The organism is Methylobacterium sp. XJLW (assembly GCF_003254375.1).
Taxonomy (GTDB): Bacteria; Pseudomonadota; Alphaproteobacteria; order Rhizobiales; family Beijerinckiaceae; genus Methylobacterium; species Methylobacterium fujisawaense.
In genome coordinates this window covers 919426-944488 of record NZ_CP016429.1, presented here as the reverse complement: position 1 = coordinate 944488, position 25063 = coordinate 919426, and the positions used below count along the sequence as shown (strand labels likewise).

General features: G+C 66.0%; 17 protein-coding genes and 1 pseudogene. 4 read left to right on the top strand and 14 right to left on the bottom strand.

Annotated features, from left to right (window positions below; translation table 11 throughout):
• Window positions 1-133: 133 nt before the first annotated feature.
• The 10 genes and pseudogenes from A3862_RS04405 to A3862_RS32560 form a co-directional block, all read right to left on the bottom strand.
• On the bottom strand, window positions 134-1267 hold the full coding sequence (locus A3862_RS04405; RefSeq protein WP_111473269.1) for an aminomethyltransferase family protein: 1134 nt from the start codon (window positions 1265-1267) through the stop codon (window positions 134-136).
• A gap of 119 nt (window positions 1268-1386) precedes the next feature.
• Window positions 1387-1770, bottom strand: coding sequence for a cupin domain-containing protein (locus A3862_RS04400; RefSeq protein ID WP_164706335.1), 384 nt, complete (start codon window positions 1768-1770; stop codon window positions 1387-1389).
• 252 nt (window positions 1771-2022) lie between these two features.
• Window positions 2023-3774 (bottom strand): APC family permease, encoded by a 1752-nt coding sequence (locus A3862_RS04395; protein ID WP_111473267.1) that lies wholly within the window; start codon window positions 3772-3774, stop codon window positions 2023-2025.
• 190 nt (window positions 3775-3964) lie between these two features.
• Window positions 3965-4348: a globin domain-containing protein gene (locus tag A3862_RS04390; RefSeq protein WP_111473266.1), complete on the bottom strand. Its 384-nt coding sequence runs from the start codon at window positions 4346-4348 to the stop codon at window positions 3965-3967.
• Window positions 4349-4661: 313 nt separating this feature from the next.
• Window positions 4662-5723, bottom strand: coding sequence for a heme-dependent oxidative N-demethylase family protein (locus tag A3862_RS04385; RefSeq protein ID WP_111473265.1), 1062 nt, complete (start codon window positions 5721-5723; stop codon window positions 4662-4664).
• A gap of 10 nt (window positions 5724-5733) precedes the next feature.
• Window positions 5734-6678, bottom strand: coding sequence for a PDR/VanB family oxidoreductase (locus A3862_RS04380; protein WP_111473264.1), 945 nt, complete (start codon window positions 6676-6678; stop codon window positions 5734-5736).
• A complete protein-coding gene (locus A3862_RS04375) occupies window positions 6675-7250 on the bottom strand; it encodes a dimethylamine monooxygenase subunit DmmA family protein (RefSeq protein WP_111473263.1) in 576 nt (191 codons plus the stop codon). The genes A3862_RS04380 and A3862_RS04375 overlap by 4 nt, the downstream gene beginning before the upstream one ends.
• Window positions 7251-8590: 1340 nt before the next feature.
• Window positions 8591-11563, bottom strand: coding sequence for a formate dehydrogenase subunit alpha (fdhF, locus tag A3862_RS04365; RefSeq protein WP_111473262.1), 2973 nt, complete (start codon window positions 11561-11563; stop codon window positions 8591-8593).
• Window positions 11564-11618: 55 nt separating this feature from the next.
• On the bottom strand, window positions 11619-13337 hold the full coding sequence (locus A3862_RS04360) for an NAD(P)H-dependent oxidoreductase subunit E (RefSeq protein WP_111473261.1): 1719 nt from the start codon (window positions 13335-13337) through the stop codon (window positions 11619-11621).
• Window positions 13338-13397: 60 nt separating this feature from the next.
• Window positions 13398-13717 (bottom strand): annotated as a pseudogene (locus A3862_RS32560) (hypothetical protein).
• Window positions 13718-14160: 443 nt separating this feature from the next.
• Between A3862_RS32560 and A3862_RS04350 the strand changes: the two are divergent.
• The 4 genes from A3862_RS04350 (at window position 14161) to A3862_RS31795 (ending at window position 17149) form a co-directional block, all read left to right on the top strand.
• Complete coding sequence (locus A3862_RS04350; protein WP_111473260.1) at window positions 14161-14694, top strand: TetR/AcrR family transcriptional regulator; 534 nt, start codon at window positions 14161-14163, stop codon at window positions 14692-14694.
• 60 nt (window positions 14695-14754) lie between these two features.
• Complete coding sequence (shc, locus tag A3862_RS04345) at window positions 14755-16692, top strand: squalene--hopene cyclase (RefSeq protein ID WP_111473259.1); 1938 nt, start codon at window positions 14755-14757, stop codon at window positions 16690-16692.
• A gap of 29 nt (window positions 16693-16721) precedes the next feature.
• Entirely contained in the window at window positions 16722-16859 is a 138-nt protein-coding gene (locus tag A3862_RS31800; protein WP_205782321.1) for a hypothetical protein, read from the top strand.
• 68 nt (window positions 16860-16927) lie between these two features.
• Window positions 16928-17149 carry a hypothetical protein gene (locus A3862_RS31795; RefSeq protein ID WP_205782319.1) on the top strand — a complete coding sequence of 74 codons (222 nt, stop codon included), beginning with the start codon at window positions 16928-16930 and terminating at the stop codon, window positions 17147-17149.
• 333 nt (window positions 17150-17482) lie between these two features.
• Here A3862_RS31795 and A3862_RS04335 read toward each other — a convergent pair whose 3' ends face one another.
• From A3862_RS04335 to A3862_RS30975, 4 genes are all read right to left on the bottom strand, one after another.
• Window positions 17483-17737 carry a hypothetical protein gene (locus tag A3862_RS04335; RefSeq protein ID WP_124262922.1) on the bottom strand — a complete coding sequence of 85 codons (255 nt, stop codon included), beginning with the start codon at window positions 17735-17737 and terminating at the stop codon, window positions 17483-17485.
• Between the two features lie 41 nt (window positions 17738-17778).
• Window positions 17779-18672, bottom strand: a complete 894-nt coding sequence (locus A3862_RS04330) for a hypothetical protein (RefSeq protein ID WP_111473257.1) — start codon at window positions 18670-18672, stop codon at window positions 17779-17781.
• A gap of 150 nt (window positions 18673-18822) precedes the next feature.
• Window positions 18823-19248 carry a hypothetical protein gene (locus A3862_RS04325; protein ID WP_111473256.1) on the bottom strand — a complete coding sequence of 142 codons (426 nt, stop codon included), beginning with the start codon at window positions 19246-19248 and terminating at the stop codon, window positions 18823-18825.
• 1293 nt (window positions 19249-20541) lie between these two features.
• Entirely contained in the window at window positions 20542-24696 is a 4155-nt protein-coding gene (locus tag A3862_RS30975; protein ID WP_124262920.1) for a hypothetical protein, read from the bottom strand.
• Window positions 24697-25063: the final 367 nt, after the last annotated feature.

Genomic DNA, 25063 nt, shown 5'->3' with positions numbered 1-25063 from the left:
GTCCGGGTCACAAAACTTCCGGAGGTGGGATCACGGTCGTACTGAACGACAAAACCGCCGATGGTGGCGCGGCTAACTCGAAGGCCGAGCCGCCATCGACGGGGAAGATAGAAGTGATACTTGTCTTAGCCGGTCAAGCGGTCCGCTCAGTCATTGGGTGCGTTCGCAGCCGCATCGGATCGTAGAAGGGAGTGCGGACGACATTAGCGGTCAGCTTGCCTTTGTCAGTCTGAACCTCGACCTCTGTGCCAAGCCCGGACAGCTCCGGCGGGAGATGAGCCAAGCCTAACGATTTCATGAGATGGCGGCTATAGGTCGTGCTGTTGACCGTCCCAACCTCTCGACCGTCCTTGAAAATTTTGGCGCCGGGCTCCACCGCCGCATCGTGCTGGATCTCAAGGCCAACCTGCTTGAACCGTTCCTTGCCCTTTTTCGCCTGGAGGGCAGCTTTGCCGCGAAAGTCTGGCTTATCGAGGTCGACCGTCCAATCCGCACCCACTTCCCAGGGCGTTGTGTCGGACTTGGGCATATCAAACGGAAAGAACAGAAGGGCGCCCTCAACCCGAACTATGTCAAGGCAATCCCACGAGGCTGCAACGATGCCGAACGGTTTACCCGCTTCCATGATCGCGTCCCAAATTGCGATCGCATCCTTTGAGGAGCAGAACACCTCATAGCCTCGTTCCGCTGAATAGCCGCCACGAGCCAGCGAAACATCCTTCCCGAACAGCGTTGTGCGGGCATGTTCGAAGTACTTGAGGTCAGCTAGTTTGAATGGCGTGTGCGGCTTTAATATATCGAGCGCGAGAGGTCCCTGCAGAGAAAGGATATGAACGTCGTCGTCCCGGGAGGCCTTCACGTTGCGCCCCTCCGTGAACTCAGGCAGCACCTCCTCCAAGCTGCCGCCACCGTGCGAGATCCGGAACTGCTGCGGGCCATCACAGTAGACGAGCACGTCGTCGATCAGGGAGCCATTCTCGTCTACGATATTGCTGATGGCGGATTGGCCTGGCGATAGTTTGCTGACGTCGCTCGTGAGCATCGCGTTCAGCATCGCCTCGGCGTCGGGCCCCGAGACATTGACGATGCGCAAACCCGTCACGTCGAACAGGCCAGCCCGCGAGCGGACGACAGTCGTCTCCTCGTAGCGGTCCGTACTGTAACTTTGAGGGATGGGCATCCCGTTCCACTCTGCGTCAAGCTTAGAGCCGAGAGCAAGGTGACGCTCGTTCAGGACTGACTGGCGCGGGAGATTTTTGTAGCTCATGTGCTTATTCCTTACAGTACTTCGGCCAACTAAACCGAGAATGTCGCGTGCTTCGGGGTTGTTGAGCGAGCCGGCACAGACTTTCCACAGCTGGACAATGAACCAGCTGCTCGAAGAAATCAGGATTCTGAGCTAGGGATCTCAGCCGCGAAGCGCTTGTGGACTCGCTCGGGCATACGCCATGTGCCGCGGAAACCCTTGCGGATCGCAAAGCCGTCGCCGGGCCCGAACTCTTGAACCACGCCGCTGTCCTCATCCGTGACGATGATGCGTCCTTCAATGATGGTCGCCATCTCGTTGAACGGATAGTGGGTCAGTTTCATGACTCCGGGGGTGCAGGTCCAAACTCTGGCAAGGAAGTTGCCCTTCTCGCTCGTCATGAAGACATCGAGGATCTGCTCACAGGTGCCCTCGACGATTTCGCCCAGAGTTGCGGGACCCCGCACCTCTTTACCGCTCTTACTGCCATTTGGGTCTAATTTGACCAAAACCTGCGTCGTCATTGTTCCCCCTCTAAGCTCGCTGTTCGCGCGAAAGCCAGACCGGCACAACGAGGATCGAATTGTGGAAGGAAGTACATTCGTGGACGCGGCAGGCTTGTTCCACTCGCATGTCCGGTCTCTGAGCGGTCTACGAGGCGCCCTTTCGGCTACAACCTTCCGGCTGTGAATGCGCCGCATCGCAACGGCGCACTTGCCCTGTTCTGTGCCACGGGGGTGCACGGCGGCTGCCGTGCACCCTAGTGAGGCGCCGCGTCAGATCGTAAAGAACCAGTTGGAGAGCAGCAGGACTGCCACGCCGGCGACCAGAGCCAGGTAGGGAAGGACTCCGGCCTTGCGCTCAGCCATCGCCCGCTCTGTCCCGACATGCAGGTCCTCGAACATCTCCGCGGGGAATTTGCCACCGTCCTGGACGTAGTGCCGGAAGCAAAAGACCGGGATGATCATCGCTGCCGTTATGAGCCCTGCCCAAAGAGCCACCGGGTTCCAGACCTTCGCTCCAGCTCCAAGAAAGACAACATTTACGAAGGAGAAGAGCACGCCGAGTCCGAGCACGAATGTCGGTGCCCGGTAAGGGCGCGGAACCGCCGCGGAGTCTATGCGGTGGATCCAGGCCGAGTTCAGGTTGAGGAAGTTGAAGATGATGTAGCCACAGTTTGAGACAGCAAGGATGAAGAAGAAGCTCGTCGCATCGGCGCAGGCGATGGCGAGGATCACCAGGTTGAAGCACAAGTCGGTCCACATAGCGCGGGTCGGAGCCCCGTGGCCGTTGACGTGACTGAGGTAGCGGGGCAGCCAACCGTCGACTGAGCCCTGGTAGAGAGTGCGCGACGAGCCTGCCATCGCCGTCATGATGGACAGGATGAGAGCCAGGATCATCAGCATGACCAGGGCACTCTCGACGATATGACCGCCGCCAACCATATGGGCGAGTGCGGCTGCGACGCCTGAGCCGTCGGCAATCGAAGGATCGAGCATGCCTTCAACGCCCAGCATGCTCTGGAAAGTGAAAGGCACGAGTGTAAACAGCACAAGGCAGAGCAGACCAGAGTAGAAGATTGCCTTGAACGTGTCCTTGGCCGGATCCCGGAACTCGCTCGTGTAGCAGATCGCCGTCTCGAACGCGTAAGTCGACCATGCCGCGATGAACATGCCACCGAGCACCAAGGTCCAGCCCGCGATGTTCCACTCGCCAGATGCCGGCGCATTCGGCGCTGCCAGCGGTACAAGCGGCGAGAAATTAGACCAGTTCACGCCGTTGATCAGAAGCGGGACGACGCCAACGATGAACATCGGAATGATCACAACAAGACCGATGTACTTTTGCACGCTGGCTGTGCCGGAGACACCACGATGCTGGATTGCGAAAACCGCGAGCATCAGAGCAGCGCCAATGAAGAAAGCTGCGTTGAGCGACATTGAAACTGGGCCGAAGCTCGTCTGGAACAGCGACCAGGTCCGGATGCCCGGCGACAGCGCGGCAACTGCAGCGGCCGTCTTCTCGGCGTCCGTCATCTGCAGATTTGCGCCATGGGTCGCGAGCCAATCCGTCACCGCGGCCGACGTTGCTGACGGCTGAGGCGCGAAGGCATTGAGGATGTATGCAGCTGCGATCGAACATCCGAGCGAGAGCACGGGCGACCACGCCACCCAGTTACACCAGACGGACAGGGGGGCAGTGAGTTTCGAGTACCGCACCCATGCGGCCGCTCCGTACACGGAAGCACCACCCGACTTGTTCGGAAATAGACCTGCGATCTCCGCGTAGGTGAACGACTGAAGAAATCCCATGATCATGGACAACGTCCAGATCAGAAAGGCGAGCTTGCCGGTGTTACCAGCGATGCCGCCGACGGAGAACAGGACGAGGGCTGGCACACCGCTGGCCACCCAGAATGCGCCTGTCCAGTTGATCGAGCGGTGGAGTTTGCCCTCCTCTGCGGAATGTATTTTAGGTGTAGCGGCCACTATTGGGGGACCGGCTGTCCCAGACGATACGGTGTTCATGATAGTTCTCCTTGGTTGTATTTTTTGAACCTAGGCTTCAATGGTTCTCTGTTGTCTCTTGATGGTCTGACGGCGTAGAAGCGCCGAGTTCGGCTGGCTGTGCAGCCACGCTTCGATTGCGGACCGGGCCGGAGGTAGGCTTTTCTGCACCGCCCTCTGGCAATCCCAATCAGGGAAAATTTGGCGGGTTTTACTGGCGGCTCCGGCCGATGGTACTTACTATTCTGGTGAGATGCCGCATTACTTCTGCCCCCGTTTCCTCCGGTAACTTAATTTCGCTCACTGCCCGCGCCATGCAGTTGAGCCATAGCGTACGCAAGGTGGGCCCGATCTCGATGTGCTCATGGATCCGCGTCAGGTTGGCATGGCCGAATTTCTCAACGTACAGCTTGGGCCCTCCGAAAAATCCCGACAGGAACCTGAACTGTTCGGACCTGGAATGATTGATGCCGTGGCCGCGCAGATGGAGAAGGTGCAATTCTTCAACCGCCGGATCTTGCTCGACGATGTCGTAGAATTTGTCCACTAGGAGGCGGAGCTTATCCTCGCCTATCTCGCTGTAGAGATTTCGCATGGCACAAACTCCGAACAACGTTACTGAGCACGATCCCTAGGTCGATCTCCAACTGAAAACTGCCGTGGCGGGCGCGCAAGGTGATATGGAGCGCTCCGCACGAACGGTCTGCGAGTCTTTATTGGCGTTATAGCTCGAGCGGATCGAGCGTGTCCTGAGTTTGGGAGCCTATTGTCGCGGGAGGACCTAGTCGGATCCCCCGCGCAGTTGACCGAGATTGTATCGCCGCCTTGAGAGCGCTGCCCTCAGCAGCTTCCAGCGGCAGTGCGCATTGCCGCCTATTCGCATCAGCCTGCACTCGTGCTGCCGGGCCCTAAGCGGGCAACCGAGACTGATCTGGCTGAATTCCTAGCGATAACGCGGCGCCGTCGTCAGTTGCTTCCAAACGCGAGATGACGTGCCCCACGTACCGTGTCAGACCTTTATACTCCGCCAACTCAGGCGGAAGACCTTTCAGGACACGGTGAAGGCGCTTACGCCATTTTTCAACGCGTTCGATGTCTTGGAGGCTGATGAGGTAGCACCGAACACCGAAGAGGATGGCGTTTGACCGAGGCAGCCGGGAGAGAGTCTGAAGCTCGACGCGGAGGTGAACCTTCTGAGCGACGTTCTCGGACGTCACTGTTGTACGGTCGGGTCCCCAGTCTGGATAATTTTCCGGCGACGTGTCGAGGCGAGGATTGATCGTCATCGTCCAGTTCAGCCGCCGCACAGGGTGACCGTACTGTAGCCGGAGCAGGTACTGCAACGCTCGGTCGAACACGCCGATGTCGTGGGCGAGCGGCACGGGCCCATGCCATTCGTGGAAGCTCATGCCAATATCGAACTCAAGCGACCAGTCCGCTTGAGTCGTCACCATACCGCCGTCGACGTAGAGATTGTTGTCTCTATGGTCCTGAAGCGTGAAATCGCCCTGCGCCTGTCGCGTAATATACTCGAACGGCTCGCAGGGAAGTGTGGCGACATCGCCGAAGACAAAGCGCTGATCTATACCTAAGGGCTGATTAACCCAGTGCCAGTTGGACCCGTCTTTCTCCAGCGTGAAGTGCTCGGGATAGTCCGCCGCCAAGCTTTCCATAATGAGCTCGAGGGTGTCCCATTGAGCCGGCATCATGTGCGGCAGCACTTGGCAGCGCTTCGGCTCCTTTTCCAGCACTATCGCGCGCTCGCGACATTCAGCAACGTAGTGCTCGTCAACATCGAATGCGTGATCGAACACGGGGCTTCCGCCACCTTTGACATGCGGCTCGATGTTTACCGAGTACATGTATTTGTCTTCGGCAAACGGGAACGGAAAACGCAAAACAGCCGTATCGCTGTTCTTGTACGAAAAATCGTCCCGGAATGTCTCGTTGAGTTTGAATTGGATACCCATAATTACCTCCTCAGAGATCAAGTACCAGGGACCCGGATTTTGCTCTCGAGACGCATGTCGCTATTAGGCGGCCCTCGGCCTTCTCCGCGTCGGAGAGAACATGATCTCGGTGGTCGGGCTCACCGTCTATTACGGGCACGAGGCAGACGCCGCATGCCCCGCCGCGGCAAAGGCAGGGTGCGTCAACGCCGGCACTCTCGAGAGCTTCGAGTAGGCTCTGCGTCTCGCCGACCTGGATCGTCTTCTGAGATTGGCTTAGCCGGACGATGAAAGGCTCGCCTCCGGCGGCGGCCCCGAAACTTTCCTGATGGATCGAGTTCTCCGGCCAGCCAAGCTGACGCGCCGTCCGGGTCACGGCGTTCATCAGCCCCTCGGGACCGCAAGTGTAAACATGCGTTCCGAGGGGCTGGGAGAAGAGAATGTCCTCAAGCGAAGGCCGCGCGTGCGATCCGTGCACGCGAACTTGGCTGTCGTCACCGACAAGGCTTCTGAAAGCGTCGACCTCGTCCGCGGAGCAGAACTGGTGAAGTTCGAACGCCGCCGAACGGGATTTGAGCACAGGCAGGTAAGACAGGAACGGCGTCAGGCCGATGCCGCCTCCGATCAGGATATGTTTGCGGGCTAGCGATGCGATCGGAAACAAACTTGCGGGAGCGCTAAGTTCGACCTTCTCCCCGCCCTGGATGATATCGTGCAAAAAGTGCGAGCCACCGCGAGACTCCTGCGCCCGACGGACGATGATCGCGTATTGGTCGCGGTGATCGGGCGGCGTCACCAGCGAATAGGCGTTCTTCCAAACGCGATCACGGCCCTTGAGGGTGATCAGAATATGCGCGCCGGGTGCCGCTGTGGGGAATTCACGTCCGTTATCCGGTGCGAATCGGAAGCGCTTGAGCGTCGGGCTAATGCGCTCAATGCCAACCACGCGCGCCGGCAGATTGCCTTGGAGGATCATAGATAGGCCTGCTCTGCGGAAGGAACATCGCCGGGAACTTCTGCGTCGACCTTCACGCCCATGAAGGCGGACAGGCGACGCGAGAAATGGTCTCGCACGAACAGGTTGGCGCCGCAGCCGTCGCAGCGAACGATTGTCGTGGTCACGCGTTCGTTGAAAGTTTGGCAGTGAACACAATGGACGCGACGTGCTTGCGACCCGAAATGGGTCAGAAAGATCTCTCGCTTGCCCATTCCGGCGCGTTGAGCAATGCCATGGACATCCCAAAGAAATCCCTCTTGCCCGGCTGCATACAGCCGCAAACCCATCTGCTCGTGCTCTAAGCGGTGCGCGAGCCGGTCGAGCATCTGCTGGACAGACCGGAAGTTGCGGCCTTTATCCGTCATAGGCCGCGCGGTCACGCCCGCGGCTTCGCGAGAGCCAACGCTCCAAACCTCTAAGCCCTGCGCACCTGCCACGAACGGGTCGGAGAGAAAGGCAGCCGCGTCAGTCGCCAAGAGGTGGCGTAGACCTGTGGGATCGATTTTGAGCCGCTCATAGACTGGGCGACTTTTAATGCCCTGATCAATCATTCATCAGGTCTCCAAAACGGGTTCGCGAAGCTCAGGCGATGCGTGCGAGAGGGGTCTTCAACAAACCGTCCCACGGTTGAGCCCGCCACGTCGCGGAGTGATCGGCATTTCCTTGGAAGAAATTTTCATTGGAGTGAGGAACGTGCGCAATGGTGACTGTTGGCACCATTCCGCCAAATTGCCCACGTTGAGGCGTGCCGGGTTGAAAATTAATGCAGCCTGCTCACTCGTTAGGCTCGGCGGTGCGACCATGCCGAAACCGAACTGTTCGCCGGATCTGCTTCTCTCGACAGGCCTCGGCTGTGACGATCGAGCCTGATGATCAAGGAGCTACGCGACGCCTAATCGTTGAGGCCCAATCGCAGCCCGCTGCCTCTATGGCCGTTCGGCGTCTGAGCCGAGCTCGACCTCAGGTCGGAGGCACTGCAACGGTCTTTCAGCTTGCTCATCCTGGTCGGAGTTGATTAGGAGTGACCAGAGCCGCTCTGCCGCCGGGCTTTACCGGGCACGCGGACGGTAGAGGCGGATCTCGACGGGAATGTCGCTGGCCGGGCCGGCGGCACGCACCAGCCGCCCGCGTTCCAGATCGTCTGCGACGATGCTCAAAGGGGCCCAGGTAAGGCCATGAGTGTTCCGCGCCGTTAGCAAAGGCGGACGTTCCAGCCGTACAGCTCTCGAGGCGCAGGAAGTGCGTCGCCTGTTCCGCAAGCTTGCCGGACTGACTGGCCTAAAACTGAACCGACCACCATCCGAGCACTCGACGCGAGTGCGGGCGGCTCAAGATATGCTTTCGGTCGGTCTTGGACTCGGTGAATTATGCAATCCGTAACTTAAAAGTCAGTTGTCATGGACGCGCAATACGGTGAACATTCGCTCTCTGGGCGTAGTGTCCCAGGGTAATTAGCAGGATTCAAAGTAGAACAAGATATTACTAAACAACTTAAGATTCATCGTTCCAGGATGTGGGGTGATGGGTGGAGCTTGAGGCGTCTAGAAGCCTTCGTCCAGACCTGAAGGTCATGCTTGCAGGCGTTTGACTGCCGCGTCCTTGAGGGTGCTTTTCATCCGCTTAACTTGATCCTGATTCATGGGTGGTTGGGCTTTGTCAGGCGATGCTTGATGCTGTGCTCGTGGCGGACACGACCGTGCAGAATTTGGCCATAAGCCGCATCGCCCGCAGCAAGGTGGTCAACCTCACCACCACACAGCAGGACCAAACCTTCAACTGTTACCCTTAGTGGTTCCGCTGCAGGCGCTGCCCTCTATTCTCACAGTCTCTACATTCGAGGTCGGGCGGCACGCCGGGGGACGTGCCGACGGGTAGTTCGTTCGATCGGCCGCTACTCGGCGGCCATGGGCGTCGCGTGGACGGCGGAGGCCCGGGCCGCGCAGAACTTGAACTCGGGGATCTTGCCCATCGGGTCGAGCGCCGGGTTCGTCAGCAGGTTGGCCGCGGCCTCGGCGTAGCAGAACGGCATGAAGATCATGCCGACCGGCACGTCGCGGTCGGAGCGCACCTTCAGGTGGACGGCGCCGCGGCGCGTCTCCAGCTTCATCGTGTCGCCGGGCTCCAGCCCGAGCCGGTAGAGCTCCTTCGGCGCCATGAAGGCGACCGCCTCGGGCTCCAGCGCGTCGAGGACGCCGGCGCGCCGGGTCATCGACCCGGTGTGCCAGGGTTCGAGCACGCGGCCGGTCGACAGGACCATCGGGTAGTCCTCGTCCGGCAGCTCGTCCGGCGGCACCACGGCAGCCGGGACGATCTTCGCGCGCCCGCTCTCCGTGGGAAAGCCGGCGTAGAAGATGATCTCGTTGCCGGGCTTGTCCGGCGCGTCGACCGGGTAGGTCACGGCGCCCTCGCGCTCCAGGCGCTCCCAGGTGATGTTGTTGAACGACGGCATCACCATGGCCATCTCGCGGAAGATGTCGGCCGGGCCGCCGTAGTTCCAGGGCAGGCCGAGGGGCTTCCCCAGTTCCTGGATGATCCACCAATCCTGCCGCGCGTCGCCCGGCGGGGACACCACCGGCTGCGAGATCTGCACGCGACGGTCGGTGTTGGTGAAGGTGCCGGCCTTCTCGGCGAAGGCAGAGGCCGGCAGCACCACGTCGGCGTGGAAGGCGGTCTCCGTCAGGAACAGGTCCTGCACGACGAGGTGGTCGAGCATCGCCAAGGCGTGACGGGCGTGGTTCAGGTCGGGATCGGACATCGCCGGGTTCTCGCCCTCGACGAACATGCCCTTGATCTCGCCGGCGTGGATCGCCCGCATGATCTCGACGACGGTGAGGCCCCTCTGCGGGTCGAGCTTCTGACCCCAGAACTCCTCGAACATCTCCCGCACCGCGGCCTTCTCGACCGACTGGTAGTCCGGGTAGACCATCGGGATCAGGCCGGCGTCGGACGCGCCCTGGACGTTGTTCTGGCCGCGCAGCGGATGCAGGCCGGTGCCGGGGCGCCCGATCTGCCCCGTGACGAGGGCGAGCGCGATCAGGCAGCGCGAGTTGTCCGTGCCGTGGACGTGCTGGCTGATGCCCATGCCCCAGAAGATGATCGAGGACTTGGCGCGGGCGTAGAGCCGGGCGACCTCGCGCAGCGTCTCCGCGTCGATGCCGCAGACCGAGGCCATCTTCTCCGGCGTGAACTCGACGATCTTCTCCTTCAGCGCCTCGAAGTTCTCGGTGTAGCCGGCGATGTACTGCTCGTCGTAGAGCCGCTCCTCGATGATCACGTTGAGCATCGCGTTGAGCATCGCCACGTCCGAGCCGGGCTTGAACGCGAGGTGCTTGTAGGCGTGCCGCGACAGCACCTGCCGGCGCGGGTCCATGACGATCAGCTTGGCGCCGCGTTGCTTCACGGCGTTCTTGAGGAAGGTCGCCGCGACCGGGTGGTTCACGGTCGGGTTGGCGCCGATCACGATGATGACCTCGGCGTCGAGCGCCGCCGAGAACGGCGCCGACACGGCGCCCGAGTTCAGCCCCTCCATGAGGGCGGCGACCGACGAGGCGTGGCACAGCCGGGTGCAGTGGTCGACATTGTTCGAGCCGAACCCGAGCCGGACGAGCTTCTGGAAGAGGTAGGCCTCCTCGTTCGAGCCCTTCGCGGAGCCGAAGCCGGCGAGCGCCTTGCGGCCATGCGTGTCGCGGACCGTCTTGAGGCCGCCGGCGGCGCGGTCGAGCGCCTCCTCCCAGGTCGCCTCGCGGAAGTGCGTCCACGGGTTGGCCGGGTCGACCTGATCGTTGGCGTCCTTCGGGATGTTGTCCAGGCGGATCAGCGGCGCCGTCAGGCGGTGGGGGTGGTGGACGTAGTCGAAGCCGAAGCGCCCCTTCACGCAGAGTCGGTTGTGGTTGGCCGGGCCGTTCACGCCCTCGGCGTAGACGATCTTCTCGTCCTTCACCTTGTAGGAGACCTGGCAGCCGACGCCGCAATAGGGGCACAGCGAGGTCACCTCGCGGTCGGGATAGACCGTCCGGGTCTTGTGCTCCGCGTCAAGGTAGGCGGACGGCATCAGCGCGCCGGTCGGACAGGCCTGGACGCACTCGCCGCAGGCCACGCAGGTCGAGCCGCCCATCGGGTCGTCGAAGTCGAACACGACCTTGGCGCCCGCCGAGCGGTAGGCCATGCCGATGACGTCGTTGACCTGGACCTCGCGGCAGGCGCGGACGCAGAGGTTGCACTGGATGCAGGCGTCGAGATTGACGCTCATGGCCGGGTGGCTGAAGTCGCCGGTCCAGCGCTCGGCTGCGGGAAAGCGGCTCTCGGATACGTCGAGGAAGTCGGCCTGCACCCAGAAGTGCGATGTCGGGTCGTGCGAGGTCTCGCGCTCGGGCTGGTCGGCCACGAGCAGTTCGAGCACCATAGCGCGCGCCTTGGTGGCGCGCTCGGTCGCAGTCTTGACCTTCATGCCCACGGCCGGCGTGCGCTTGCACGAGGCGGCCAGCACGCGCTCGCCCTCGATCTCGACCATGCAGGCGCGGCAATTGCCGTCCGGACGGTAGCCGGGCTCGGGCTTGTGGCAGAGGTGCGGGATGTGGGTGCCGAGGCGCTTGGCGACGGCCCAGATCGTCTCGCCGGGGGCGGCCTCGACCTGCTGTCCGTCGAGCTCGAACGCGATGGTCGGGGGTGCGGTCGGCCGCCCCTTCAGATCGTGCAGGCCCGACGGCTCCGGTGCGGCCTGGCCGCCCGCCTTCGCGCCTTCCGAGTAGGAGCCGCCGGCCTCCGGCTTCGGGCCCTGCGCGGGACCGCCCGCATCCTGCAGCCCGTCGGCCCGGATCTCGGACTTCTCGGTCTTGTCGCCGTGCTGTTCGGGGGCGTTGCTCATGCGGCCGCTCCTGGCTCGGACATCGGGGTAGAGTTCGCCGGCGCCATCGGTTGCCTCACTCGGCAGCCGCGGCGCGCGGGGCGGGGAACAGGTCCGGGAAATACTTGATGACGCTGCTGAGCGGGTTCGAGGCGGCTTGGCCGAGGCCGCAGATCGAGGCGTCCCGCATGCACTGGGACAGCTCGCCCAGGAGTTCGGTGTCCCAGACGCCCTGCTCCATCAGGATGCGGGCCTTCTGGGTCCCCGAACGGCAGGGGGTGCACTGCCCGCAGCTCTCGTCCTCGAAGAACCGCATCAGGTTCAACGCGGCGCCGCGCACATCGTCCCGGTCCGACAGGATCACGACGGCGGCGGACCCGATGAAGCAGCCGTACTTCTCCAGCGTCCCGAAATCGAGCGGGATGTCGTTCATCGACGCCGGCAGGATGCCGCCGGACGCACCGCCCGGCAGGTAGGCCGCGAAGGTGTGGCCGTCTGCCATGCCGCCGCAATACTCGTCGATGAGTTCCTGGATGGTGAGGCCCGCCGGAGCGAGCTTGACGCCCGGCTCCTTCACCCGCCCCGAGACCGAGTAGGAGCGCAGGCCGACGCGGTCGTTGCGGCCGTGGCTCTTCCACCAATCGCCGCCCCGCTCGATCAGGTCGCGGACCCAGAACAGCGTCTCGATGTTGTTGATCAGCGTCGGACGGTTGAACAGGCCGACCTGGAACGGGAACGGCGGCTTGTGCCGCGGCAACCCGCGCTTGCCCTCGAGGGACTCGATCAGCGAGGATTCCTCGCCGCAGATATAGGCGCCGGCACCGCGGCGCAGGTGGATGCGCGGGCCGCCCTCGGGGAGCTTCGCGATCTCGCGCGTCAGGATCTCGCGGGAGATGGGGTATTCGTCCCGCAGGTAGATGTAGACCTCCGGCGCCTCGACGACGTGGGCGCCGATCAACATGCCCTCGAGGAAGCGGTGCGGGTCGGTGTTGAGGTAGAGCTGGTCCTTGAAGGTGCCGGGCTCGCCCTCGTCCCCGTTGACCGCCATCAGCCGGGGGCCGGGCTCGCCACGCACCGAGCGCCACTTGCGCCCCGTCGGGAAGCCCGCGCCGCCGAGGCCGCGCAGGCCGCCGTCGTCGAGCACCTTCAGGACGTCGTCGACCGGAAGGTCGCCGCTGCGGAGCCGGTCGAGGGTCGCGTACCCGCCGGCGGCCCGATAGGCCTCGTAGTCGACGTAGTCCGGGATGTGAGCGTGCGTGTCGCCCGCCTCGACCGCGGCCCGCACGGAGGCGAGGTCGGCCTTGTGCAGGAAGTTGTGCCCGACCTCGACGGCAGGCGCGTGGTCGCACAGGCCGACGCAGGGCGCGCGCACGACGCGGACGGCGTCGGAGGCGAGTTCCCGCTGGAGCGTCTCCAGCAACGCGTCGGCGCCGAACATCGCACAGGTGATGCTGTCGCAGACCCGGACGGTCAGCCTCGGGATGGAAGCCTCACCCTCCTTCACGACGTCGAAATGCGCGTAGAAGGTCGCGGTCTCGAACACCTCGGCGAAGGCCAGGGCCATCTCGTCGGCCAGCGCCGCCAAGTGCTCGGCGCTGATCTGGCCGTAGGTGTCCTGGATCAGGTGGAGGTGCTCGATGAGCAGGTCGCGCTGGCGCGAGCGGGAGCCGAGAAGCTCCTCGATCTCGACCTTCGCCCGCGGCTCGACCTGGCGCCCCTTGGGTACGCTGCGCGCCTTGTTCCGCCCCCGGCCGGGATGCGAGAAGGTCCTGACTGTCCCCGGTGCCTCACTCATACGTGATCTGTATTCCAGCTTGTCCGACGGGCGAAAGGGTGCTTGCGGTCACTGTCTCGCCTACTGGCCGCCGAAGGCCCGGAGCGGCTGGCCGGCCTCGGACCGGTGCTCCATCGAGGCTGCGCCCGTCGCCGCGTCCAGGGACGTGACCCTGGGCCTACGACGGAGCGGAGCTCGGTCTCAAACGCGTCAAGCGCGGCGTTCAGCCGCTCCAGCAGCACCCAAGGAGCGCCTCCGGCCTGATCTTGAACAGCGTCGGCCAAAAGGGCGTGCAGGCGCGCGGTCAGCTTCTGGGTGAGAGGCGGTTTCGCATCGGCAGCGTAGGCCAGCACGATGACGCCAGCGGCCTGGTAGGCCACCTGCGCGGCGTCCCCGCTCATGCCTGTTCGTTCTTCGGTCTGCGCTGCATGACGTGCCCCGTTCGGGCCGGAGCGGACACGTCTCGCAGGAACGTCTCGGCCTGCCGGCATGTGGATCAACGTCCAAACTCGGCCCACCGCCGACTCGTGCTCAAAGATCTGACCGAAAAGGCTTTTCTTTCACGGAAGTGGGCACCCTTTGGACGCCGATCGGCTCCGAATCGGCACCCACTGTCGGGGGCCAAAACAAATTTTTTCAGATACTTAGGCGCGGGTGACCAGTAGGTCCGTGTTCGACGCCGATCCACATACTGGAAGCGCAGCTTGTGTTTCGGATGCGGTCGGTGTGGGTCGGACAATCCATTCTCGGTGACCGTCCGGCGCCGTATTACAAGGCGCGACTTGCCATCCTTTGAGACCTTATTTAATTCCATCCGTATGGATTGGAAAGGTAGGTAGGTCTGATGGGTCGTCCGAGGAGCATCGACCGCGAGAAGGTCCTCGACATCGCCGAGCGCATCGTGCGCGAGGAGGGCGCCACGGCGCTGACCTTCGACGCCCTGGCCAAGGCCGCCGGCATCACCAAGGGCGGCCTGCAATACTGCTTCGGCAGCAAGGACGACCTGATCGCCGCCATGGTCGAGCGGTGGTTCGCGGCGTTCGACGTCGAGGTCGCGCGCAGTACCGCGGCGGATGCGGGCACCATCGAGCGCGCGCGGGGCTACGTCGTGGCATCAGGCCGGATCGACGAGGCCACACAGACCAAGATGGCCGGCATGCTCGTGACCCTGCTGCAATCGCCCGAGTACCTGCAGCGCGTCCGCTCCTGGTACGCAACATGGATCGGCAGATTCGACCCCGGCTCCGAGGCAGAGCGCCGGGCCCGCACGGCCTTTCTCGCCGCCGAGGGAGCCTTCTTCCTGCGCAGCCTCGGATTGGTCGAGATGAGCCAGAACCAGTGGGACGGCGTCTTCGACGACATCCTCAAGCTCCTCTGAGCCGTCGCGGCCCCCGCATGGCCCGACGCTAGCCGCAACCCAACACGAGTAGAGTGACCGATGAACACGGAGCCTCGCTTCTCCGCGCCTGAGACCCTGCGTGCCATCGCCGGCGCCGGCCGCGCCCTAGGCCGCCGTCAGCGCCGTGACGGCCACTGGGTCTTCGAGCTGGAGGCGGACGCCACCATCCCGGCCGAGTACGTGCTGCTGGAGCACTACATGGACCGCATCACGCCCGAGCGGCAGGCCCGGATCGGCGCCTACCTCAGGAGCACCCAGGGCGAGCACGGCGGCTGGCCCATGTTCCACGCCGGCGAGTTCAACATCTCGGCCAGCGTGAAGGCCTACTGCGCCCTGAAGGCCCTCGGCGACGATCCGCAGGCGCCGCACATGGCGCGGGCGCGCCAGGCCATTCTCGGCCACGGTGGAGCGGAGCGGGCCAACGTCTTCACCCGCATCCAGCTTGCCCTGTTCGGTGCCATCCCGTGGCGCGGCGTACCGGTGATGCCCGTCGAGATCATGCACCTGCCAAAGTGGTCCTTCTTCAACATCTGGGCGATGTCGTACTGGGCCCGCACCTGCGTGGTACCGCTCCTCGTGCTGCAGGCGCTCCAGCCACGCGCCCGCAACCCGCGCCGGGTGAGCTTCGAAGAGATCTTCCGGACGCCGCCGGATCAGGTTCGCGATTGGATCCGCGGTCCCTACCGCTCACGCTGGGGCGTGGTGTTCAAGCACATCGACACAGTGCTGCGCTGGACCGAGCCCCTGTTCTCGAAGGTCGCGCGCGAGAGCGCCATCGCCAAGGCCGTCGACTTCGTTGAGCAGCGCCTGAACGGCGAGGACGGGCTTGGCGCGATCTATCCGGCCATGGCCTACGCACTGATGATGTACGACGTGCTCGGCTACCCCGAGGACGACCCGCGCCGCGTCACGATCTGGAAGGCCATCGACAAGCTGCTCATCGAGACGGACGAGGAGGTCTACTGCCAACCCTGCGTCTCGCCGGTCTGGGACACTAGCTTGTCCGGGCATGCCCTGATCGAGGCGGCACGCAGCGGCGGCGTCGAGGTCCAGAAAGAGCTCGACGCCGCCTGTGACTGGCTGGTGGCGCGCCAGGTCACAGGCGTGCGTGGGGACTGGGCCGAGGTCAGGCCGGACGCAGAGCCCGGCGGCTGGGCCTTCCAGTACCGCAACGACCACTATCCGGACGTGGACGACACGGCCGTGGTCGCCATGCTGCTCCACCGCAACGGTCGTCCCGAGCACGCCGAGGCGGTCGAGAAGGCGCGACGTTGGATCGTGGGGCTGCAGAGCCGCAACGGTGGCTGGGGCGCCTTCGATGCCGACAACGACCGAGAGTTTCTGAACCACATCCCGTTCTCGGACCACGGCGCTTTGCTCGACCCGCCAACCGCCGACGTGACCGGCCGCTGCATCTCCTTCCTGTCTCAGCTCGGCCACGAGGAGGACCGGCCGGCTATCGAGCGCGCCTTGGCCTACCTTCGGGCCGAGCAGGAGCGCGACGGCAGCTGGTATGGGCGCTGGGGCACCAACTACGTCTACGGCACGTGGTCGGTGCTCTGCGCGCTCAACGCGGCCGGGGTTCCGCACGACGACCCGATGGTGCGCCGGGCCGTTGACTGGCTGGTTTCGATCCAGCGCGCGGACGGCGGCTGGGGCGAAGACGAGCGCAGCTACGACCTTGGCCACTACGTTGAGAACGCCGAGAGCCTGCCCTCACAGACGGCATGGGCGGTGCTCGGCCTGATGGCCGTCGGACAGGCTGATCACCCAGCGGTACTGCGCGGGGCGGCCTACCTGCAGCGGACGCAAGGCGAGGACGGCGAGTGGCGGGAGCGGGCCTACAACGCCGTCGGCTTCCCGCGGGTGTTCTACCTCAAGTACCATGGCTACCGGCTGTTCTTCCCGCTCTTCGCTCTGTCGCGTCTTTACAACCTGCAGCGGGGCAACAGCCGGGAAGTTGGCTATGGTTTCTAAGCGCGAGTGGCAGATGGCCTGTCCGTCCGATGAGCCAGAACATCAGATGGCCGCAGCCGCTCTCTCGGGTCCGCTTCACGCTCGGCGTGACGCTCGTGAACATCGTCCTCGCCTTCCTCGTCACGTCCTCCACTGCCCGGACGGCGATCCTCCTGCGGAATGCCTAAGGATCCTGGCGCTGTACGGGACGGCGGGGCGGTCTCCCTTCGCGGTGAACCTCCTCCTGACCCTGACGATGATCAACGCCACCATCGGCGCCGGCATCCTCACCGCCACGGGGCCCAATCCGGTCACCGTCGAGCTCGTCGCCAAGGCAAGCGGCTACACAATCACCTACGCAGGCCGCGTCCGAAATGACCTGCCGAATGACCGGCTACGCGCCGGTTTGACCCAAGGTTGGTCGGGCGCGTTCGGCATGATGTCCTGGGCTAGGATCGGTAAGTTCGGGCTCTCGTGATCGCAGTCGGTCGTCGTGATGAAGCACCGTCAGTCCCATGTCCCCCACTGCCTTGTCGCGCTCGCAGGCCTCGCGCATGTCCGCACGGCGCTGTTCGAGCTCCTCCGATGTCAGGTACACAGGCGCGCCCGCGTACACGTCGCAGGGCTCCTCGGCCTTCGTTAGCCGGGCCCACCACTCGAACGGCCTCTTGATCAGCATCGCGCCCTCCCGCCCCGACCTTGCCGGGCATCGCGGGATGCTATCGCGTGGTGGACGATTCGGGGTCGAACCCACTTGTGCCTTGCCCCGTGCGCATCTGTGCGCACACCACGTGCTGACGGTATGCCGACGTTAGCCCGCCGCCTGTCGGGCCTCGTCTAGCGCGGCCTGGACGATGTCCTCGGCGTCCTCGGGATCGAGCGCGTCGCCGGGTGTCGAATACCGAATGCCGTCGATGAGCCTCCGCTTGCGCAGGCGCAGGCCGTCCAGCCAGTCAGGTGAAAGCCTCGCCGTCAGCCCGGCCTCGTCCAGCCGTGTATCGAGCTCGCTGATCGTGTCGTCGGTCGAAACATCACGCACGATGCGGTCGAGACCCTCGCCGGCCAAGCCAGGCTTGGCCGGCCTGACTGCCCTAGTCCAGCGCATTGTCATCGCACCTTCCTCCCCTTCGCCACGGCGTGCTCCAGCTTGTTCACGAGCTCCTCCTCCATGTAGTCGCCGATCCGCGACGCCGCGCGCTGCATCTCGTCTTCCCACGAGGGCGTCAGGAGCGGCTTGTAGGTCGCGTCGGGCTGGGTGAGGAACAGCAACCTCGGGCGGTCCATGTTGACGACCTTCGGCACGTCGACCTGGCGCCCGCCGGCGGCCGTGAACTGCGTCCGGGGCGCGCTGGCCTGCCCGCGCCGCATCTTGGACTTCAGGCGCTCGCGTCCGTTGATCGCGAGACCCCGCGGGGGCCGGGCATGGACGCCGACCCCGAGGCGCGCCGCGTCCCGGTCGCCGTGCTTGATCTCGAACGCGCCCCACTTCCCGCCGTAGCCGGTGTTCCGTTCGTAGCCCGCGGCCAGCGCCCGGCCGATGATGCGCATGTCGGACGAGCGGTAGTTCCCGGCGCCGTTCGGTCGGATGCCGAAGCTCGCCCGCAGGCCGTCCTCGTTCGGGATGTAGATCTGCGACTGGTTCGGCATGAACGCCTCGATGCCGACGTCGCCGCCGGGTCGGTGCGTCTCACCGAAGGCGTACTTCATCCAGGTCGACTGCAACGGCTGGAGGAAGACCGCCGACACGATGTCGTCGAGGTTCGAGACCGCGCTGAGCCGGGTCTTGTCGAGCTCGTACCGGACGGCCTTCAGCGTGAACGCATTGGCGTGCCGGAGCTCGATGGGCATGCGCTCGCGGAAACGGTTCGTCGCCTCAACGGTCACCCGGTTGAGGCTGTACTGGACGGCGCGCGCGAAGGCCTTCTCGCCGAACTCGGTGAAGGCGTCCTGCACCGCCTCGACGGCTTCCCGGACGCGGATGTCGACGGCCAGCCCGGTCACGGGTCACGCTCCGAAAAAAGAGGCCCCGGCGGCGCGAGCCGGCTCGGGGCCTTGAGGCAGTGTCCATCTCGTCGCTGAACCACCCGAAGGTCGTAGCGGCAGACGTCGCCACGATAACGAATCAGCCGATTCGCGGCAACCGAGGCCATGTCAAGCGGCCCTGGCTCGTGGGGCGAACTGATTGACCGCCGCCTGAATGCGGACGCCGGCAGCATGGGCGCACGACGCATAGTCGCCGCCGGCGGCCCTGCCGGCCTTCCCGCATTGATCGAGGATTGCCGGCACCTGCACGCTGCCTGCGACCGGTGCCTCGGGCCGGTGCCCCGGGGCGCGTGCAATTGCCCTGGCGAGACCGGCGACCACCAGGCAATCGACCTCGGCGTGCGTCACGAGCGCCTCAAGCTCGGCCACGCGCGCGACGAGAGGTTCGAGTTCGGCGACGCGGGCCCGCAGGGCCTCCATCTCGGAGCGCTGGCGCTCCCGGTGCTCGCGGGCGCGGTCGGCCGCATCCCGCTTCTGCCGGGCCGTGCGGGCCGCGGCGGTCTCGTGCGTCTCGGTGCTGGGCATCGGGGTCATGCGGACATTGAAGCACCCGGACACGAAAGTTTCCAACGGGCCGGCGCCAGATCGGACCGCGGCGCAGGGAGGCCTGAGACGTCCCCTCGCACGCGCGGATGGGGAAAGACCCACGGCGCCCGTTCGACCCCGCCAGACGGCGCTCCCTGCCATGCCTCCGGGCCTGTCGCGACGCCGGTGCCGCCCGCCCGTCTGACCCAAGAAACTTCAGCAAAGCTGGGGGTACCCCCAGCACGGAGGTCACCACAGCACGTTTCGGCGCCTCGACGCCAACGGCGGCGCGGCGACTACGGGAAGCCTCAGGGAGGTGACCATAGGTAGGCTCCCCCATGCTGCGCAGGGCGCGGTTGAGGGCTAAACTTCCCTAAGCGGCTCCCCCCCCTATAATCCCCCCCCTCATTTACTCCCTGGGATCACCGCAAGCATCGAGTAGGTTTGCGCTTTTCCCGGAAAACGGGCATTCTACGGGCATGACGAGCCTCGTGCCCCTGTCCCGAACCGTCGCCACCTCCCTCGTCGTGTCCGTGGGCGGCCGCGGCGACGTCGAGGTGACCGCCTCGGCCATGCGGCTGCTGTTCGGCCTGCTGGCCCGGGAGGCGGCCCGCGTGGACGATTGGGACCGCTACGAGAACTGGGAACGCGAGGAGCGGCTCGATCACCACCGCCTCACCGGCGAGGTCGCCTACGACGCCCTCTGGGTCAGCCCGGCCGCGCTTCGGCGGGACCTCGGCGCGGAGCCGGCCGCCGTATTCGCCGACCTGCAGCGCCTCCGGACCATGCGCGTGCACCTGCTCGGCGAGAACCCCGGTCCGGGGACGGCGCCGGTCTCGGGCGACCTCCGCACTGACAAGGGCCGCAAGGCGAAGGCAGGGCCCGCCCGCGTGCTGGTCGAGCGGACGCTGCTGGCCGCGGCCGGGGGGGACGACATCGGGGAATCGGAAGGCGCGGCGGTATGGATCGACCTCGACCGCATGCGGCAAATGCGCTCACGCTACAGCCCGCTGGCGTACGTCCGCATGCAGGCATGGCTCGCCGCCCCGGAGCGGCTGCCCGAGGCCTGGAGGGCGCGCATGACGGATGGGGGCAAGCTCGCCCTGGACGTGCCGGTCGGCGACATGCGGGACGCGCTAGGCGTCGACGGCTACCCGAAGGCGACCGACCTGGCGCGCTTCGTCCTGGAGCCGGTCGCGACCGAGCTCGCCGCGGCCGGGCTGGCCGCGACGTGGTCGTGGGTCCGGAACAGGCGGAACGAGGCGACGGCGCTCCGCCTCCACCTCGCCCTCGACGACGCCCTCAGGCCGCTTCCGCGGGTTCGGACGTCACGCGCAGCGCGCGCAGCCCGGACAGGCCGCGTGATGCCGGCGGGAGAGCAGCGGGCCCGGCGGCAGCGGCCGGCGCCGACGGTGCCGGACGGCCTGACAGGGCTGGCGGCGCTCGACGCGGCTGTACGGCTGGCACGAACGGGACGGAGGCCGCGGCCGGCTGGGTCGGAGCCTCGGCCGACGGCTCCGCCGGCTCCTCCGGGACGAGGCTGACGGCCTGCGTCGCCAGGACGACGTCCTCCGCCACGTCGAACCCGGTCGACCTCGGGGCGACATCGTCGAACACCTTCTGCCACGGATCGGCGAGGATGCCCTCGGCCCTGGCGGCGACGGCGGCGGCGCGGGCGGCTTCCTCGGCGGCGTAGCGCTCGTCCCGGCCGCCGAGCTCGGCGTCGACCTTGTCGAGGGCCTTGACTTGCGACCGCTGCGGGTCCGACCCGGACGCCACGAGGCGCACGCCCCGGACGGACATGCCGGCCGCGTCGTAGGCCTCTGCGGCCGCGCTCGTCGGGTCCTCGTGGTAGGCCGGGATGAGGACCTCCCGATCCGTGCCGTCGGCGTTGACGACGTAGTGGTCGAAGCCCGCCGCGAACGGGCCCGCGGCGCCGGGCCGGTCGAGCCCGATGTTCCGGGCAGCGCCCGGGTGGCCGTAGATCCCCTTCAGGTCCGGGGCCAACTTCGCCAGGAGCTCGACGTCGAGCACGCCGACGCGACGGACGGCGTCGAGCAGCTTGCCGGCACCGTTGAGGTCGGACATCTTCTCCAGGGTGGTCACCGCGTCGATGACGGTGTCCTCCGGTAGGACCTTGGACATCGCCACCCACACCGGGGGCTCCATGGCGCAGTCGCGGTAGACCGGGCGGAGGCGGCCCATCGCCTGGCGCTGCTCCTCCTCCCGGAACTGCCGCTGCACCGCCCGGCCCCAGCGGTGGGGCATCTCGGACACGGGGATAGTCAGGTCCCTGCCGTCCCGTAGCTTATACGTGCGGGCGACCGTATGCGGCTCGCGGGCGGCCCCGGTCTCCGGGTCGATGCCGTCCCCGTTCACGTCGCAGGGTGCCTCGGGCTCGTCGTCGTCGTACGTCAGCGCGGCCGCCAGGGCGTCCACGACCCACACCGGGAATTCGTGCCTTCCCACGGTCATGACGCAGCGGTGCCACTTGGCGAAATCGAGGCCGCGCAAAGCGCCATAGTGTGCGGCGTCGATGTTGGGCGCCTCCCCGTAGGCGATGCGCAGGGCCTTCCGGATGCGCATCGGCGCGACCGTGAGAACCCTGCCTGAGCCGTAGACGTGCGCCAGGATGTTCTCGGCGCGCCTGACCGCCGCGATGCGCTTGGCGATGGCCCGGGCGGCCTTCTCGTCGGCGACCCGGGACACGTCGAAGCTGCTCGTGGCGTAGCTGCCGTCGAGGAGGGCGACGGTCCGGACGTGGAGGTAGGCCGGGACCGAGACCTCGACGACCTCGCGGCCGCCCCAGCACTTCCGGACCATCTCGACGTCGGCCGAGGCGTCGAGCAGCAGCGTCGGCAGGCCGGCGAAGTTGGGGGTCGACCGCCAGGACATGCGGATCGTCCACGGGCTGTCGCGCCCGGTCGTGCCGGGCGCGAGAAGCTGCAGCCGGCGGTCGACCGCGCCATGGGCCTTGATCAGGCCGGGGTCGATGGCACCACCGCCCAGGCTGCGGAGCTCCTCGTCCGAGGCGAGCGCGTCGAGCCGCTCCGAGATGATCTTCCAGAGGCGGGATTCCTTCCGGATGTCCGTCTGGCCCGGCGCGCTGAACAGGCGGAGCAGGTGCTCCACGGTGACGTTGGGCTTGACCTCCATCGCCGCCTTCTGGCCGCGCTGGCAGACGAGCCTGGCGGACCCGACGCATCCGCGCAGGTTGTCCCTGTCGGGGTGGTCCCAGATGGCCTGCGCGGGGCAGCGCCGGTCGGCGAGGGCCTCCCAGACGACGCGGACGACGGCGAGCCGCTCGGCCAGCAGGCCGTCGGCGGTCATCGTCGGGTCGTCCGCTGGGAGGATCGGCGGCGGGGCCCGCGGCAGGTCCAGGGACAGCAGCGGCATATCGGTGTGGTGCAGCAGCTCGAAGACGATGCGCTCGTCGATGGCCACGCCGGCGAGCTCGTTGCCGATGTCGCTCGGGAAGGCGTTCCCGATGAAGGCGTGCGGCGCGAAGATCACGTCGCGGTTGACCAGAGCCCGCCGCGCCAGGATCACCGGGCAGCCGCCCGGGGCGTCCTCATCCGGGTTGTCCGGGTGGTAGTGGCAGTACGCCTTAGGCGCCTTCTTCTGCCCCTCGGCGTCCTCCCCGGCGCGGCGCCGGGCGGCGTTCTCGCGGTTGGTCTTGATGCGCGCCTTCCGCTCGAATCCCGTCTCGTCGTCGGCGACGCACAGCCCGGTCGCGGGGACCTGCCGCTCACGGAGCACCGCCAGGGCCTCGCTCATCCGGCAGCCGCCGCGCTCCTTTCCGGTCAGGACCCCGACGTCGAGGCCGAGGCCCTCCGCCTCGGCCTGGGCCGCCGCGGCCACCTTCCGGAACACCTGGGTGACCTCCTCGGCGGTCGCCTTCGAGCCCCTCGCGCGGGCGATGCTCTCCTCGATGTTGTTGTAGCTCGGCATCAGGACCAGCACGGGGCGCCCCATCGGGCCGCGCTGCCGCTTCCGCTCGGCGAGCATCTCGACGAGCGTCGAGGTCTTGCCGGCGCCGGTCGGGGCCTTGAGCAGTTGAATGGGCTGCACGTCCATGCGGGGGTCCCGGGCCCGCTCGTAGCACTCGTCGATCCAGCGGCCGATGGAGGTCCTGATGGAGGCCGCCACGCGGTCTCGGTCGGCGCGGTGCGCGTCGACGTCGGCGGGCCCGCGGATCGCACGCTGCACCGCCTTGGCCTCGTCCGTGGCGGTCAGGCCGGTGAGGCTGACACCGCCGAGGGCCTGCTCGCCGAGCCAGCGGAGGCCGACCGCCTCGGTCTCGATCTTAACGGCGACGCGCTGGACGAGGAGCGGGCGACCGTTTTCCTCGCGGCCGACGCGGGCCACCACGTTCGGGTTCGCCCTCACGTAGGCGTGCGCCGATTCGATCCGGAGGCGCGCCGCGGACAGGACGTCAGACGCGCCGGAGCCGCCGTGCCATGACCTGAACCTGCTGCCGAGGCCCTCGAACGTCGCGACCGCCTCGGCGTGCAGGTGGGCCGCCAGGGCGGCGCGACCGGCCGGTGTCTGGGCGACGCCTAGGTTGGCCGAGATCCACGAGACGGCCCGGCGCTGCAGGAAGGCCTCGCGACCGTCGACCACGCGGCCCCGCTCGTAGGTTACGCCGCGGACAGAGGTGCGGCCGCCGGGGGTGACGATGCCGTCGGCGCCGAGCGTCGCGGCCTCGACCTCGCCGGTGGCGACGTAGGGGGCGCTGCGGTCGTACTGCTTAACCTTGCCGAGCCGGACCACCTCCGCGTCGACGCGCTCCAGGAACCGCTGGACGCTCTTGGCGCCGACCCGTGCGACGCGGTCGAGACCGACGCGGATCGGGTTGAGGCGGCCGTACGTGAAGCGCTCGCCGGTCCGATGATGGTTGCCCCAGATGGTGAGAGGGCTGCCGTTCGCCAGGATCTCCACAGCCTGGCCGCCGAGGGAACGGCCCTCGTCGTCGAGGAGCGGGAGCGCCCTCTTGGCCTCGACCGGATCGGACGGGTCCAGGCCGAGGATGATGGCGACCTTCACCCCGCCGGACGAACGGACGTAGTGTTCGGGCCCGAACTCCTGCACCGCGATGGCGTAGATCCGGTCGGCGAGCGGCCGGTCGGTGACGTCGATGTCGACCGCGAACACGCCGGAGGCCGGGCCCATGATGGCGGCCACGTTGAGGCCCGGACAGACCGCGGCCCAGTGCGCCACCAGCCGCTCCGGCGGCAGCGCGTGCACGTACTCCTTGTAGGTGATCATCCGGCCGTCGGCGATGCCGGGCATCCGTTGGTTGATGCCCTTGGTCTGGGGGAAGACCGACCAGCCCATGGACCGGAACGCGGGCCCCGCCACGCCGAAGACCGGGCGTCCGACTTGGTTGAGCTCGTCGACGACGCGCTCGTCACGGGCGCCGCCCGCGAGCGAGGCACCCGGGAAACGCCTCAGCACTTCCGCGATTGCGGCGTCCGAGGCAGGAAAATCTTCAGTCCGCACCTGCTCGCCCTTGAATGAGTGGTTTCAGTTCATTGCGGGATGGATCACTGGGCGAAGACTTCTGAACGGTGTTCGACTGTACCGAATTGGCACACCGAATCCGTTTGGTCCCGTCCCTGCAGTGGAGGGTACGGGTCGGCAAGCAACGGTCAATGGAAGAAGTGGGGTTCGAGGCGTCTTCGACGCGCGAAAGCCAAAGTTGACACGGGGGCGCGCGCTCGCGGCGCCCAGGGTTTGACAGGATGCCACAGGCTGATCTTGGGCGGCGCCCTTAAAGGATGGGGCGAACGGTGCCTCGGGGCGCCTAGCCCCTGGAGTTCGA